Source organism: Oerskovia flava (assembly GCF_026163685.1).
Classification (GTDB): Bacteria; Actinomycetota; Actinomycetes; order Actinomycetales; family Cellulomonadaceae; genus Oerskovia_A; species Oerskovia_A flava.
This window is the reverse complement of record NZ_JAOXSR010000001.1, coordinates 494,475-509,299: the sequence shown is the minus strand read 5'-3', so window position 1 is coordinate 509,299 and position 14,825 is coordinate 494,475. Positions and strand designations below refer to the sequence as shown.

Annotated in this window: 8 protein-coding genes; all 8 read right to left on the bottom strand. The window is 69.7% G+C overall.

Annotated elements, in window-relative coordinates; translation table 11 throughout:
- Window positions 1-236: 236 nt before the first annotated feature.
- The 8 genes from OHL10_RS02165 to OHL10_RS02130 all read right to left on the bottom strand — a co-directional run bounded on the left by OHL10_RS02165 (window position 237) and on the right by OHL10_RS02130 (window position 14,771).
- Window positions 237-2,615: a family 43 glycosylhydrolase gene (locus tag OHL10_RS02165; protein WP_265520496.1), complete on the bottom strand. Its 2,379-nt coding sequence runs from the start codon at window positions 2,613-2,615 to the stop codon at window positions 237-239.
- A gap of 342 nt (window positions 2,616-2,957) precedes the next feature.
- The gene (locus OHL10_RS02160) at window positions 2,958-6,878 is read right to left on the bottom strand and encodes an alpha-L-arabinofuranosidase C-terminal domain-containing protein (protein WP_265520495.1); all 3,921 of its coding nucleotides are present in this window, start codon (window positions 6,876-6,878) and stop codon (window positions 2,958-2,960) included.
- Window positions 6,879-7,071: 193 nt separating this feature from the next.
- Window positions 7,072-8,106 carry a galactofuranose ABC transporter, permease protein YjfF gene (yjfF, locus tag OHL10_RS02155; protein ID WP_265520494.1) on the bottom strand — a complete coding sequence of 345 codons (1,035 nt, stop codon included), beginning with the start codon at window positions 8,104-8,106 and terminating at the stop codon, window positions 7,072-7,074.
- Window positions 8,106-9,158: an ABC transporter permease gene (locus OHL10_RS02150; RefSeq protein ID WP_425498949.1), complete on the bottom strand. Its 1,053-nt coding sequence runs from the start codon at window positions 9,156-9,158 to the stop codon at window positions 8,106-8,108. The genes yjfF and OHL10_RS02150 overlap by 1 nt, the downstream gene beginning before the upstream one ends.
- A gap of 77 nt (window positions 9,159-9,235) precedes the next feature.
- Window positions 9,236-10,774, bottom strand: a complete 1,539-nt coding sequence (locus tag OHL10_RS02145) for a sugar ABC transporter ATP-binding protein (protein WP_265520492.1) — start codon at window positions 10,772-10,774, stop codon at window positions 9,236-9,238.
- 173 nt (window positions 10,775-10,947) lie between these two features.
- Window positions 10,948-11,964 carry an ABC transporter substrate-binding protein gene (locus tag OHL10_RS02140; protein WP_265520491.1) on the bottom strand — a complete coding sequence of 339 codons (1,017 nt, stop codon included), beginning with the start codon at window positions 11,962-11,964 and terminating at the stop codon, window positions 10,948-10,950.
- Between the two features lie 416 nt (window positions 11,965-12,380).
- Window positions 12,381-13,889 (bottom strand): L-arabinose isomerase, encoded by a 1,509-nt coding sequence (gene araA / locus OHL10_RS02135; RefSeq protein ID WP_265520490.1) that lies wholly within the window; start codon window positions 13,887-13,889, stop codon window positions 12,381-12,383.
- Window positions 13,890-14,006: 117 nt separating this feature from the next.
- On the bottom strand, window positions 14,007-14,771 hold the full coding sequence (locus OHL10_RS02130) for an L-ribulose-5-phosphate 4-epimerase (RefSeq protein WP_265520489.1): 765 nt from the start codon (window positions 14,769-14,771) through the stop codon (window positions 14,007-14,009).
- Window positions 14,772-14,825 lie beyond the last annotated feature (54 nt).

The window sequence follows — 14,825 nt, the reverse complement described above, 5'->3', positions numbered from 1 at the left end:
CCGGGCGGCCCGTCCGTCGTTGGACCGGCGCGTGTGAACGCTAACATGTGCCCTTGCGCTTGAACAGAGCCGGTCAAGAACGAACAATTGTCGATAACGATGTCGACCTGGGCCGCCGAGGGAGAACTCCCGTGCGCGAGGTAGAACCGGGGTGAGTACCCCGGTTCTACCTCGCGCACCCCGGTTCTACCTCGCGCACTGTGGTTCTACTTCGGTGGGGCGCGGGATGCTCCGGGTCAGCTGCAGCCGGCTGCCTCGAAGGGGGTCTCGAACGTCGTGGTCACCTCCTCGCCGTCGAGCGTCGACGTACCCGTCACCGACGCCACACCCGCAGGGACGGACGCCGTCCGCGCCGGGAACGACTGGTACGCGCCCTTGCCCGGCGCGACCTCCGTGAAGACCCGGCTGCCGTACGGCGTCGACAGCACGACGTCGACCGCGGCGGCGTCGTCGTTCGTGGCACGCACCGCGAGGTACGCCTTGCCCGCCACGCAGCGGGCCTCGGCCGTGACGGACAGGTCCACGGACGCACCCGCCTCCGCCGGTGCGAACTGCCAGGTGTCGACCTCGACGAGGTCCTGACCGGCCGGGCCGCTGAACGTGAAGTACACGTCCCGCACCCCGGTCGCGCCGTCCAGCTCGGCGGTGATCTCCGCCCACTCCCCGACCGCGGTGTCGAGCGGGATCGTCCCCACCACCGGTGCGGTGCGGTCGTCCAGCCGGACCTCGATCCGGCCACCCTCGACGAGCGGCTTGACGCGCGCGGTGACGCTCCCCGCGCCGTCCGCCCCGAGGTCCACCGACGACAGCGCCGACCAGTCGCCGTCGTCGACGTCACGGACCACCAGGTTCGGGGCGCCGTCCCCGAACTGCGCGGAACCACCCTCGACCTTCGCGGTGGCCAGACCCTGCTGCCACGCGAAGGTCTCGGCCTCGATCACCCGGTACGGGTCGAGGTCCCTGACCTGCTCCGGGCCGGCGAAGTCCCCGACGACCTGCTGGATGGTGCCGTCCTCGTCGAACGTCAGCTCCTGGATGTGCGGGCTGCGATACCCCTGGGTCGTGTTCCCGTTGATCCGCTTATTGAGCGTCGGCGCGTGGTAGGTGAAGTAGAACTTCCCGTCGAGCTCGAACACGGACTGGTGGTTGTTGCCCCCGGTCCCGGCCCCGAAGAACTGGGACTGGTTGGGGAACAGGACGCCCGCGTAGGTCTCCTTCGGCCACGTCATGGGGTCGTCGGACATCATGTAGCCGATCTGCCCACCACCCGGGTACCCGGGCAGAGGCGTCTGGTTGCCACCGAAGTCGCTCCCGCCGAAGTGCGACGAGTAGGACAGGTAGTAGATGCCCTCCCGCTCGAACACGTGCGCGGCCTCGAACGCCACCGGGGCGTCCACCACGACGGCCGACCCCGTCGTGGAGACCATGTCGTCGCCGAGCTCGATCGCGCGGATGTTCTTCGGGTTGTTGAAGCGCTCCGCCGCGGGCATGCTCGTCGACGCCGGGCCGCCACCGAAGTAGAGGTAGCCCGTGCCGTCGTCGTCGACGAACGGCGCCGGGTCGAAGGGCCAGGCGACACCCTCGACGCCCGGGGTGCTCGCGTTGACGAGCGTGCTCGTCCGCTCGCTCGCCCACGGCCCGAGCGGGGACTCGCCCGTGAGGACGTTGCTCGAGCCGCCGCCGTTGGCGTAGTAGAGGAAGTACTTCTCCACGCCGTCGACGACCTTCTTGGCGAAGCCGGGAGCCCACGAGTTGTTCGTGAAGGGGGCCACGCCGTCAGGGCCTGCCACCTGGATCTCACCGTGGTCGGTCCAGTTCACCAGGTCCTCCGAGGAGATGAGGGTGATCTGGTTGATGTCCCCGTAGTTGATCTGCGGCGAGATCCCGGTGACCGGGTCCGGCGCGTACCCCTGCGTGTCGTTGGTCAGGTACATGTAGACCCGACCGTCCTCGACGAACCCGAAGCCGTCCGCACCGAACTTGTGCGAGACGAGCGGGTTGTGCTCCCCCGGGACCTTGCCCAGGACCTCGATCGTCCGCGACGCGGGTGGCGGCGGCGGAGCGCCCACCACCGACACGTCGTCGAGGGTGAAGTCCATGAGGTGCGTGCCGGGGTCGGCCGACGGGTTGGCCGTCCACGGCGTCTCGAAGAACAGCCGCGCGGTCGTCACGTCCTGCGCCGCGGGGATCGTGAAGGTCCCCTCCATCAGTGCCCACTGCCCCTTCGTCGCGACGACGCTCACGAGGTTCGTGTAGCTGCTCCCGCCGTAGTGCATCGTGGCGAAGAACTCCTTCGTCGCGGGGGCGTCCGCGGCGTCGTACCTGATGCGGGCGCTGAGCTCGTAGGCCTCCCCCGCCTGGACCAGGCCGCTGAGGTCCTGCATCGGTCCCGACCCGGTCGTCGCCCGCTCGGTGGTGAGCGCGGCGGCCGCACCGGAGAACGCGTCGTCGGTGGTCGAGAGCACACCGGCGTCCGTCGCGTTCCCGTCGTTGACGAACCAGCCCGTCGTCCCGTCCTCGAAGCCGCCGTTGACGACGAGCTCCTCGTCCGCGGCGTACGACGGCAGCGCCGCGAACGACGCCGTCAGCAGTGTCGCGACCGCTGCCGCGGCCACGGTCCCTCGAAGACGACGTCGTCGTCCACGTTGACTCTCCATCAGTTCCTCCTGGTGTTCTGTCCATCGTCTGCGCCCTGCCACCGGCGCTCGGTCGTGCCGGGCCGGGTCAGGGTGATCGCGCGTAGCCCTCCCGCGGGCTCTCACCTCCTCTCGGGGCGGCTTCCTCGGAGAGCCCCCCTCTGGTTCGAGATCGTTAGCGATACCGATATCGAATCGGACCGAGAAGATCCGCGCGGAGCCCGTGGCCCGGAGGCCCCCGGAGGGGCCGCCCGGGCCACGGGTCACACGCGGTCAGGCCTGATCAGTCGTGCCCGGCCAGGCGGGCATGATCACGCCGGGTCAGGTGCAGTCGACCGCCGGGTGGTCGACGTCGTACGACGTCGACCGGTCCCCGAGCGTCCCGGTCACCGTGACCGTGCCCTCCTCCACCGCCCGCTGGCGGGTGCTGAAGGCCTGGTAGGCGCTCGCGCCCGGCGCCACGGCGGCGAACGTCTTGCTGCCGAACGGCGTCTGGAGCCGGACAGAGGCCACCTCGTCCTCGCCGTTGACCGCACGCACCACCACGTAGGCCGTGGGACCCGTGCACCGGCTGCTCGCGGTCACGTCGAGAGCCACGGAGTCCGTGGCCGAGGTCTGCAGCCGCACGAACGTGATCGAGTGGGCCGGGAACTCGTACGAGAACTCGTCCCCCGCGCCGTCCCACGCGCGCTCGACCGGCACCAGGTGCGTCGGCGCGGCCTTCGTGTTGGTGTCCGACGGCGACCCCACCATCTCCGTCACGGTCGCCTCGGGCGCCACCTCGATCCCGCCGTCGAGACGGACGGTGGTGCGCGCGGCGGTCTCGGTGGGGTTGACCACCTTGACGACCATGTCGCCCGTGTCCTCGTCGTGGGTGACGACCTGGTAGAGCGACTTCGCCGACGGCTGCTCGTAGGACATCTGCAGCTCGTCGTCGAGGTAGAGCTCGATCGTCGAGCCCTCGACCACGATCTTGATCCGGTACGGCTGACCGGTCTCGATGCTCTGCCCCTCGATCGCCTGCACCTCGGCGGCGCTGCCACCGGAAGCGCGCTGCAGCACCGACCGGGTGTTGTTCCACCCGCCGAGGTTCCACCAGTAGTACTCGTTCGGCCCACCGGCGGCGAACCCGACGAGGAAGCCCTCGCTGCCCGCGAGCTTGCGGGCGTCCAGCTCGAGCGTGTAGTCGGACCAGTTCTTCGCGTACGCGCCCTCGACGATGCTGCGCGCGTCGGTCACGGTCGTGGACGACTGCACGTAGGAGCCATCGTCCACCGCCCAGGTGCCCGCCTGGGGTTCCCAGCCGGCACCGTCCGCGAAGTCGTCGGAGAACAGCACGTCACCGGACGCGTTGTCGGTCACCCGGACGTTGGCGTACGCGGCGGACGTCGCCCACGTCGAGAGGAACACACCGCCGTCGAGCACGGCGTCTGCGACCGGAGGTCCCGTGTGCGTGCTCGGGACGACCTCGTCACCGTCGTTCTCGGCGAACATCGTCTGCACGTAGTAGTTCACCGAGCCCCACGACTCGTCGTTGTCGAACCAGATGGCGTCCGGCGACCACTGCACGTAGTCCTCGTTCGCGAGCAGCGGAGCGTAGGCGGCGAGCTTCACGACGTCCGCGTTGCGCTCGAGACCTGTCATGAACGCGGCCTCCGACAGGGCGTTCGCGAAGGTGTTCCCCCGCGAGGCGTACTCGCCGAGGAAGACCGCCGGGCCCTCGCGGTCGTAGGAGTCGTAGCGCTCGTCGTTCTCGAGGAACCACGACGGGTCGTTGTAGTAGTGCTCGTCGACCATCGCGACGCCCTGCTCGCGGTTGAACTCCCACAGCTCGTCGAAGCGCGCACCGCTCGACAGCGGGCCCGAGTTGGAGATGATCGTGATCTCGGGGTGCTCGGCCTCGAGCGCGTCCCGGAACGCCGGGAAGTTCGCCTCGAAGGTCCGCGTGTTCTCCTCGTTCCCCAGGCCGATGTACTTGAGGTCGAAGGGCTCGGGGTGCCCGAGCTCGGCCCGCACCGCACCCCACTGCGTGTCGACGTCACCGTTGGCGAACTCGACGAGGTCGAGGGTGTCCTGCACCCAGCGCGCGATCTGGACGGGGTCGGTCATCTCGGGGATCGTGCTGCCGCAGCCGTTGGCACCGACGGACACCACGGGGAGCGGCGTCGCGCCGAGGTCCTCCGCGAAGAGGAAGTACTCGAGGTAGCCGATGCCGTAGGACTGGTTGTAGCCCCAGAAGTTCCAGTTCGTCGCGCGCTCCTCGACGGGACCGATGGTCTCCTTCCACTGATACGTCCGACGCCGGTCGGTGAAACCGCTCTCGGCGTACGTGCGGAACGTCCCCACGTTCGTGACGCAGCCGCCCGGGAACCGGAAGAACCGCGGGTCCATGGCCTCGATCTTCTCCGCGAGGTCCTTGCGCAGCACCGACCTCCCGTTGACCGGCCCTTCCCAGGTGTCCTGCGGGAACAACGAGACCATGTCGAGGTTCACGGTGCCTGCGGCGCCCGTGAGCACCGCGAGGCGGCCGGACGTCGTGGTCCCCTCGGCGCTGAGCGTGATGTCGTGCTGCACCCACTCGTCGCTGCCGTCGACGTCGACGGTACCGCTCGCGAAGGCCGCCGTGCCCGCGGCGTCCTCGACGCGCACGGTCAGCGTCTGCGCGACCGTGGAACGGACCCAGACCGAGAAGTCGTAGTCCGCGCCCTCCTCGACGAACAGGCCGGTGTTGTAGCCGGCGTTCCGCACGCCGGCGCCCGCACCCGTCGAGACCAGGCGCAGGTAGTTGCGGTTCGTCTCGTTGAGCCGCCCGGCGTCGTTGACGACCGTGGTCGTGGCGCTCGCGCCACCCCGGTTCACCGCGGACCAGGCCGTCATCCCAGTGAACGACCCGTTGTCCTGGTTGTTGAACTCGAACGACCGGTTGCGGACGAGCTCGGCGTACAGGCCGCCGTCGGCCGCGTAGTTGATGTCCTCGTAGAAGACCCCGTACAGCTCGTCGCTCATCTGCGTGCGCGTCGCCTGGGTGTCGACCGTGATCTCGTGCTCCGCGGAGGACACGGGGGTGATCGTCAGCCGCACGGCGTCCTCCCGCCCGCCCAGGACCAGCGCACCGTCGGCCGCCAGGCCGGCGTGAGCCTCCGGGTCCGTGGCGTCACGCAGGACGACCCGGCCGCCGCCCGCGTCGGTCAGCCGCAGCGTAGCGGCGTCGGCTCCCTCGGCACCGAGCGTCAGACGCGCGTCGTCCACCACGACGGGCCGGTCACCGACCGACAGCGTGATCGGCTGCGACCCGTCGCTCCCGGGCTCACCGACCGGCGTCGCACCGAGCGCGACAGTGGTCGACGGGCGCTCGTCGTCGAGGGCGAGACCCTCGTCCGTCGAGACCAGGTACCGGAACGGGGCAGGGCCCGACAGCGTGAATCGACCGGTCGGGACCTGGTCGGTCCCGGGCGCGGCGTCGAGCGCCACGTAGTCGAACACGGCCTCGTGCGCGGTACCGTCCTGCGCCGCGAGCGCGTACAGGCCCACCTGAGTGATCGGGAAGTCGAGCTCGACCGCCCCGGCGTCGGCCCAGACGCCCGCAGGCTCGTCCCAGAACGACGTGGTCAGGGTGTCGCCGGCGCGCTGCATGCGCAGCGTCTCTCCCGTCGACCCGGGCCGGTCGGTGAACTCGTTCGCCGTGAACACACCGCCGGTCTCGACGTCGTTCTCGATCGCACGGCCCGATGGCGACAACGACCCGACGAACGTGAGCCCGGAGCGGACGTAGTTGTCCATGTCCTGCCAGGCGATGAGGCCTGCCCCCTGGTACACCTGCGACACCGGCGCGTCGACCCGTGTGACGACGGTGAAGTCGCCGTCGGGCACGTCGAGCATCAGGATGTTGCGGGCGCTGTTGGTGGACTGCCACGTGTCCCCCGGCTGCGACGTGAGCCGCAACGCCCCGCCCGACACCTCGAGCGCTTCGGAGGCCGGGTTGACCACCGTCCAGTCGGCGCCGAGCGCGTCGCCGTCGAACTGCTCGATCCAGGCGCCCTCCGGCAGCTCGGGCTCGGCGGCGGCGGCGGGCAGCGTCCCGGCGACGAGCGCGCCGGTGGCGAGGAGGCTCGCCGAGACGACGCCGGCGACGGCCTGCCGGCGGCGGCGTCCGATTCGGTGTGCGTCCGCAGCCCGTGGGGGTCGTGGGCTCGGTGGTGGCGCGACGGACGGTTCGTGCGGGTGGTGCGTGGATGCTGACATCAAGTACCTCTCCTCGTTGAGAGACCTGGGAATCCGTCGACCGTCGTTGATGTTAACGATCACACGACCGGGCGGCGTCCCCCTGGACCCGTTCTCGATGCGCACGGGGTACCGGCCCCCTGCTGTGGTCCCGGCGCGCACCGGCGCACGTCGGGACTCGTCGGGTGCCGGGACGTGCCCGGCACCCGACGACCTACGTCCGGCGGACCGCCAGGACCCGCTGCAGGATCACGAAGATCAGGAGCAGCGCGCCGATGACGATCTTGGTCCACCAGGAGCTGAGCGTTCCTTCGAAGGTGATGATGGTCTGGATGAGTCCGAGGACGAGCACACCCAGCACGGAGCCGAGCACGAATCCCGTCCCGCCGGTGAGCAGCGTGCCTCCGATCACGACCGCGGCGATCGCGTCGAGCTCCATGCCGACGCCCGTCAGCGAGTAGCCGGACCGGGAGAAGAGGGCGAACAGCAGTCCCCCGAGCCCCGCGCAGGTCCCGCTGATGACGTAGACGAGGACCTTGGTGCGTGCGACGGGCAGACCCATGAGCATGGCCGACTGCTCACCGCCGCCGATCGCGTAGACGGTCCGGCCGAACTGCGTGTAGTGGAGCACGTAGAAGCCGATCGCGACGACCACCAGCGCGATGACGACGCTCGCGTTGATCCGCCACGTCTCGCCGATCGGCAGCGACCAGCTCGCGAGCTCCACGAACGTCTCGTTCGTGATCGTGATCGACTCGAGGCTGATGACGTAGCTCAGTCCACGCGCGAGGAACATCGCGGCCAGGGTCGCGATGAACGGTTGTATCTCGAAGACGTGGACCATGATCCCGACGACCAGGCCGAGCGCGGAGCCGATGAGCACGACGAGCGGGATGACCACCGCGGCCGGCCACCCGGTCTGCAGGAGCGAGGCCGCGGAGATCCCCGACAACGCCACCACCGCTCCGACCGACAGGTCGATGCCGCCGGTGAGGATCACGAACGTCATCCCCACTGCCAGCACGATGAGGAACGAGTTGTTGATGAACAGGTTCGAGATGACCCGTCCCGACAGGAAGTTGTCGTAGCGGGTCGCCCCGACCACGAGCATGAGCGCGAGGACGACGAGCGTGCCGAGCACCGGCAGGTAGCGGCGGTCGATGTGCAGTCGGCGGCGCAGGCCGGAGACGGCCGGTACGAGCCCGCCGGACCTCTTGGTCTCGGGCGCCTGGATCTGGTCGATGGACATCAGGCTGCGACCTCCGTGCGGGCGGACGTGCTGTCGGTACCGGCCTCCGACGCCTTGCGGCGCCGTCGGGCGGCGAGCTTCTTGCGCACCACGGGAGCCTGCATGAGGCACACGGCGATGACGACGATCGCCTTGAACAGCGGCGTCACGGACGGCGAGATGCCAAGCATGGTCACGGTCAGAGTGAGGGTCTGGATGACGAAGACGCCGACCAGGGTGCCCGAGAGCGAGAACTTGCCTCCTGCCAGCGACGTCCCCCCGATGACGACGGCGAGGATCGCGTCCAGCTCGATGAACAGTCCGGCGTTGTTCGCGTCGGCCGCCATGACGTTGGAGCTGATCATCAACCCGGCGAGGCCGGCGAACAGCGCCGCGACCGCGTACACGGTCCACACGATGTTGCGCGCCTTGACCCCGGCGAGCCTGCTCGCCGCCGGGTTGATGCCGACGGACTCGATGAGCATGCCCAACGCCGTGCGCCGCGTCAGGACCGCGACGAGGGCGAAGACCCCGCCCGCGATGAGGATCGCGACCGGGAGGCCGAGGAAGAAGCCCGAACCGATCGTCTTGAACGGAGGGCTGTTGACCGTCGTGATCTGACCGTTCGTGATGAGCATCGCGATGCCACGACCCGCCGTCATGAGGACGAGGGTCGCGATGATCGGTTGTATCCCGAGCACCGAGACGAGGAACCCGTTCCAGACGCCGAGCACGAACGACAGCGTCAGCGCGATCCCCACGGCGACGAGCACCGTCGTCACGCTCGTAGGGTCGGGCGACGAGGCGATGAAGCTGCACGCGACCGCGCCCGAGATCGCGACCACGGCGCCGACCGACAGGTCGATCCCCCGGGTCGCGATGACGAGCGTCATACCGAGGGCCACGAGCAGCAGCGGCGCACCGTTGCGCAGGATGTTGATCGTCGCCCCGAACAGGTTGCCGTCCTGGAGGCGAACCCCGAGGAAGCCGGGGTTCTTGATCGTGTTCGCGACCACCAGCAGGACCAGCGCGGCCACGGGCCAGAAGAGCCGGTTCTGCGTGAAGCTCGTCAGGCCGCGGCGGGTGTCACCCGGTGCGCGCGACCCGACGCTCGTGCCCGGGCGGTCCGCGGGGGCGGGTGCCTGCGTGCTCATCGGTGCTGACCTCCGCTCGCGATCAGCTCCACGAGGTCGCTGACCGTGACGTTCTCGTTGTTGGTGACCTCTGCGATCTTCTCGCGGTCCCGCATGACGGCGATCCGGTGGCTGAGCCGCAGGACCTCCTCCAGCTCCGCGGAGATGAAGACGACGGACATGCCGTCGGCGGCGAGCTGGGCGACCAGCCGCTGGATCTCCGCCTTCGCGCCGACGTCGATGCCGCGGGTCGGCTCGTCCAGCAGCAGGAGGCGGGGTGCGGTCGCGAGCCACCGGGCGAGCAGCACCTTCTGCTGGTTGCCGCCCGAGAGGTTGCGGATCAGGGCGTCGGGGTTCGCCGGCCGGATGTCGAGCGCGGTCATGTAGCGGTCGACGATCTCGTCCGCCCGCTTGCGCGGGAGCCGGCGGGCCCAGCCGCGGTCGGCCTGGACCCCCAGGATGATGTTCTCCCGGACCGTCAGGTCACCGATGATGCCCTCGGCCTTGCGGTGCTCGGAGGAGAAGGCGATGCCGTGCTGCATGGCCGCGCGTGGGGTGCGCAGGCGCGCGAGCGCGCCCGCGATGCGCGTCAGACCGGAGTCCGCGCGGTCGGCGCCGGCGAGCAGCCGAGCAAGCTCGGTACGGCCGGACCCCAGCAGGCCCGCCAGCCCGACGACCTCGCCCTCGTAGAGGTCCAGGTCGAACGGCTGTACCGAGCCCTTGCGCCCGAGCCCGACGGCCTGGACGAGCGGAGCGGTGTCGGGGCGCTCGGCGACTGATCGCTTGGGCGCCTCCTCGAGCTCCTCGAGCACCTCGAGCGAGGTACCGATCATCTTCGAGACCAGCTCGAGGCGGGGCAGGTCGGCCGTGCGGTACTCACCGACGAGCTGACCGTTGCGCAGAACGGTCATCCGGTCCGAGATCTCGTAGATCTGCTCGAGGAAGTGCGAGACGAAGAGGATCGCGACGCCCTGGTCGCGCAGAGACCGCATCACGGCGAACAGCTGCGCGACCTCGTCCGCGTCCAGGCTCGAGGTCGGTTCGTCGAGGATGAGGACCTTGCAGTCGACGACCATGGCACGGCAGATCGCGACCAGCTGCTGGACGGCGAGCGAGTGCGCCGACAGCGAGGAGGCCGGGTCGATGTTGAGGTTCAGCCGCGTGAGCAGCTCGCCCGCGGTGCGCCGGGTGGCACGCCAGTCGATCGCGCCGGCACGGCGCGGCTCGTGACCGAGCATGATGTTCTCGGCGACCGAGAGGTTCTCGCAGAGATTCACCTCCTGGTACACGGTGCTGATGCCGGCGGACTGGGCCTGCCCGGGACCGCTGAACTCCTGCTCCTGGCCGTCCACGACGATCCGGCCGGAGTCGATCGAGTAGACGCCCGTGAGCGCCTTGATGAGCGTGGACTTGCCGGCGCCGTTCTCCCCCATGAGGGCGTGGACCTCGCCCGCGCGAAGGGTGAAGTCCACGGCCTGCAGAGCTTTGACTCCGGGGAACTCGATCGAGATCCCCGTCATCTCGACGACCGGTGGGGCGTCGTGTGGCGTAGTCATCGTTGACCTTCCGTGCCGAGCCCGCGCGGGGCGCGGGCGGCGTGCTGTGCAGCGTGCGGGACTGCGGGGTGTCGGCCGTGCACCAGGGCCTCGAAGCACCTGGTGCACGACCCGTCCGTGGTAGCGGTGGGGACGCGGTGCCGCGTCCCCACCGTCAGGTCGTGCTGTCCGCGTCAGTACTCGCGGGTGGGGAGCGCCTCGATGGCTGCTTCCTGGTCGAACGCGAGGTCCTCGACGACGATGCGCTTCTCGACCGGCTCGCCGGCGATGACGCTCTTGATGATCTCGGCCAGGTCCGGGCCGAGCAGCGGGTTGCACTCGACGATGTAGTTGATCTTGCCGTCGGCCAGCGCCTGCATGCCGTCCTTGACCGCGTCGATCGTGACGATCTTGATGTCCTCGCCGGGCACCATGCCGGCGGCCTCGATCGCCTCGATCGCACCGAGGCCCATGTCGTCGTTGTGCGCGAAGACCAGGTCGATGTCGTCGTGGGCCTGCAGGAAGCCCTCCATGACCTGCTTGCCCTCGGTCCGCGTGAAGTTGCCGGTCTGAGACGCGATGATCTCGATGTTCGGGTTGCCGGCCGTGGCCGACTCGAACCCGGTCTTGCGGTCGATCGCGGGCGCGGCGCCGGTGGTGCCCTGGAGCTCGACGACGTTGAGCTGCTCGGCCGCGAGGTTCTCCGAGACCCACTCACCGGCCATCTCACCCTCGAGGACGAAGTCGGAGCCGATGAAGGACTCGTAGAGCGTGTCGTCCTCGGAGTCCACGGCCCGGTCCGTCAGCACGACGGGGATGCCCGCGTCGCGAGCCTCCTCGAGCACCGAGTCCCAGCCGGACTCCACGACAGGCGAGAAGGCGATGACGTCGACGCCCTGGGCGATGTAGGACCGGATCGCCTGGATCTGGTTTTCCTGCTTCTGCTGCGCGTCGGAGAACTTGAGGTCGAAGCCGTTCTCGGCGGTCAGGGTGTCCTGGATGGACTTGGTGTTCGCCGCGCGCCAGCCGCTCTCGGCGCCGACCTGCGAGAAGCCGACGACGATCGTGTCGCCGCTCGTGCCGCCGTCGCCGTCACCCTCGGCGCCGCCACCGCCGTCGGTGTCGCCGCCGCCGCAGGCTGCGAGCGCGAAGATCGCCGCACCGGCGAGAACTCCTGTCAGACGCCTGCGCGCCGTGAAAGTGCTGAACATGCTCTCCTCCTTGAGATGCCGGTCCTGGCATCGTGCCCGGACCGTTCCGTGCGTGACCGACCGCATCCTGTTGGGCGCTGTCGGTGTCTGTTCAGGTTTGTCAATATCTAGCGGTGTCAACGTCCGAATGACAAATGAAACCCGTCAAACCGAAGCTCATCGATCAGCTCGACCGACTCGAAGCACCTGTGCCTCGAACCCGGTTCCGCTGTGTGAACGCTCACACCCCCCTGGCTCCGATGTTAGCGCTCACACACACCGGGCGAAAGCCCTCTGGGTCACGGTTCGATCACGACCTACCGACCCCCGGCAACGCACCCGGACAGGCCGTGGCGCACCGGGTCGACCGTGGCCGGTCCGCCCGGCCACGGTCCCCGGCGACCGCCCGTAGGGGTGTGCCGCCCCGTGAGGGAGACCTACAGGCCCTGGGCGAGGCGGTAGTAGGCCTGGTTCCAGCGCACCTGGTCGCGGAACCCACGACGCGTTGTGCTCTCGTCGATGACAAGGAGCTCGGTGCCGGCGATGTCGGCGAAGATCTCGAACGCGTCGACACCCGCCCCGGTGGACAGCACCGTGTGGTGCGCGCCGCCGGCGGTGAGCCACGACTCCGCCGAGGTCGCGAAGTCCGGACGCGGCTCCCACACGGCGCGCGCGACCGGCAGGTGGGGCAGCGGAGCGGTCGGCGCGACGACGTCGACGACGTTGGCCGTCAGACGGAACCGGTCCCGCATGTCGGCGAGAGACACGACGACACCCACACCGGGGTCGGCGTCGAACACCATCCGGACCGGGTCCTCCTTGCCGCCGATGCCGAGCGGGTGGATCTCCACGCGGGGCTTCGAGGTGGTCAGCGACGGGCAGACCTCGAGCATGTGGGCGCCGAGGATCCGCTCGTGGCCCGGGGTGAGGTCGTAGGTGTAGTCCTCCATGAGAGAGGCCCCGCCCGGCAGGCCCTCGCCCATGACCTTGGCCGCGCGCACGAGCACCGCCGTCTTCCAGTCGCCCTCGGCGCCGAACCCGTACCCCTTGGACATCAGGCGCTGCACCGCGATGCCGGGCAGCTGGCGCAGGTCACCGAGGTCCTCGAAGTTCGTCGTGAAGGCCTTGGCCCCCACGGACTCGAGGAACGTCTCGAGCGCGATCTCCTGCCGCGCGGCGTAGCGCAGCGATTCGTGCCGGTCGCCGTCCTTGCGCAGCTCCGGGGCGACGTCGTAGAGGTTCTCGTACTCGAGCACGAGGCTGTCCACCCGGGCGTCGTCCACCGCGGCGACCGCCTCGACGAGGTCGTTGACACCCCACGTGTTCACCGAGACGCCGAAGCGCAGCTCGGCCTCCGTCTTGTCACCCTCGGTGACCGCGACGTTGCGCATGTTGTCGCCGAAGCGGGCGAGGCGCAGCTCGTGCGTCGCGGCCCAGCCGGCCGCGGCGCGCGTCCACGCACCGATGCGCGCGGTCACGGCGGGGTTCGACGCGTGGCCGACGACGGTCGTGCGCGCCACGCCGAGGCGCGTCGCGATGTACGCGTACTCCCGGTCGCCGTGCGCGGCCTGGTTGAGGTTCATGAAGTCGAAGTCGATCGTGTCCCACGGGAGCTCGACGTTCGCCTGCGTGTGCAGGTGCAGCAGCGGCTTGCGCAGCGCGTCGAGACCGCCGATCCACATCTTCGCGGGGCTGAACGTGTGCATCCACGTGACGACACCGAGCACGCGGTCGTCGGCGTTCGCGTCGAGCATCGCGCGGCGGATGGCGCCCGCATCCTTGAGCACCGGCTTCCACACGACGGTCGCAGGCACGTCGGACGACGCGTCGAGCGTTCGCGCGACCTCCTGCGACTGCTCGGCGACCTGTCGCAGCGTCTCCTCGCCGTACAGGTCCTGGCTCCCGGTGAAGAACCAGATCTCGCGGTCCGCGTAGGGCTTGGTCATCTCGTCCACATCTCTCGTGTCGTGGGCCGGGGTCCGCGTCGGCGCGGGCCCCTCCCGTGTGCTGTCGTACCGGTAACTGCTGGGTCGTTCGGTGCTGCGGTCGTGGCGGGTGCTGCCTCAGCGCGCCGGCTGCTGGCCGTAGACGTTCTGGTAGCGCGCGTAGAGGGAGTCGACGTCGTCCTGGGCGATACGCGTCGGCTCGCCGAGCTGGCGGCTGATGTGGACGGTCCGTGCGACCTCCTCGCACATGACGGCCGCCTTGACGGCCGAGCGCGCGTCCTTGCCGATGGTGAACGGGCCGTGGTTGCGCATGAGCACCGCCGGGCTGCGCGAACCGCTGAGGGTCTCGACGATGCCCCGACCGATCGAGTCGTCACCGATGAGCGCGAAGGGGCCGACGGGGATGTCTCCGCCGAACTCGTCGGCCATCATCGTCAGGACGCACGGCACGGGCTCGCCGCGCGCGGCCCACGCCGTCGCGTACGTCGAGTGGGTGTGCACGACCCCGCCCACCTCGGGCATGTGGCGGTAGACGTAGGCGTGCGCCGCCGTGTCGGACGACGGCGCCCGGTCGCCCTCGACGAGGTTGCCCTCGAGGTCGCACACGACCATCGCCGCGGGGGTGATGTCGTCGTACGCGACCCCGGACGGCTTGATGACGAGCAGGTCGCCGGTGCCCGGTCCGCCCGGGTCGCCCGGGTCGCCCGAGGCACGGACACGCTCGGAGACGTTGCCCGCCGTCCAGACCACGAGCTCCCAGCGGGGCAGCTCGGCGTGCAGCGTCGCGACCCGTTCCTTCGCGGCGTCGACGGACTCCCGCAGGGCGGCCGGCACCTCCTGCAGGGGCGACCGCAGGGCGTCGGTGGGGCTCGGCGTGCTCATCGTCTGGTTCTCCTTCGTGGGTCCCGGTCCGGGCGGGTCCGTCCGCTCGGCGGG

What these genes read in the sequence shown, in the direction of transcription:
- OHL10_RS02145 (WP_265520492.1), bottom strand. Translation starts at nt 10,774, where the DNA reads ATGACTACGCCACACGACGCCCCACCGGTCGTCGAGATGACGGGGATC.
- OHL10_RS02160 (WP_265520495.1), bottom strand. Translation starts at nt 6,878, where the DNA reads ATGTCAGCATCCACGCACCACCCGCACGAACCGTCCGTCGCGCCACCA.
- yjfF (WP_265520494.1), bottom strand. Translation starts at nt 8,106, where the DNA reads ATGTCCATCGACCAGATCCAGGCGCCCGAGACCAAGAGGTCCGGCGGG.
- OHL10_RS02140 (WP_265520491.1), bottom strand. Translation starts at nt 11,964, where the DNA reads ATGTTCAGCACTTTCACGGCGCGCAGGCGTCTGACAGGAGTTCTCGCC.
- araA (WP_265520490.1), bottom strand. Translation starts at nt 13,889, where the DNA reads ATGACCAAGCCCTACGCGGACCGCGAGATCTGGTTCTTCACCGGGAGC.
- OHL10_RS02130 (WP_265520489.1), bottom strand. Translation starts at nt 14,771, where the DNA reads ATGAGCACGCCGAGCCCCACCGACGCCCTGCGGTCGCCCCTGCAGGAG.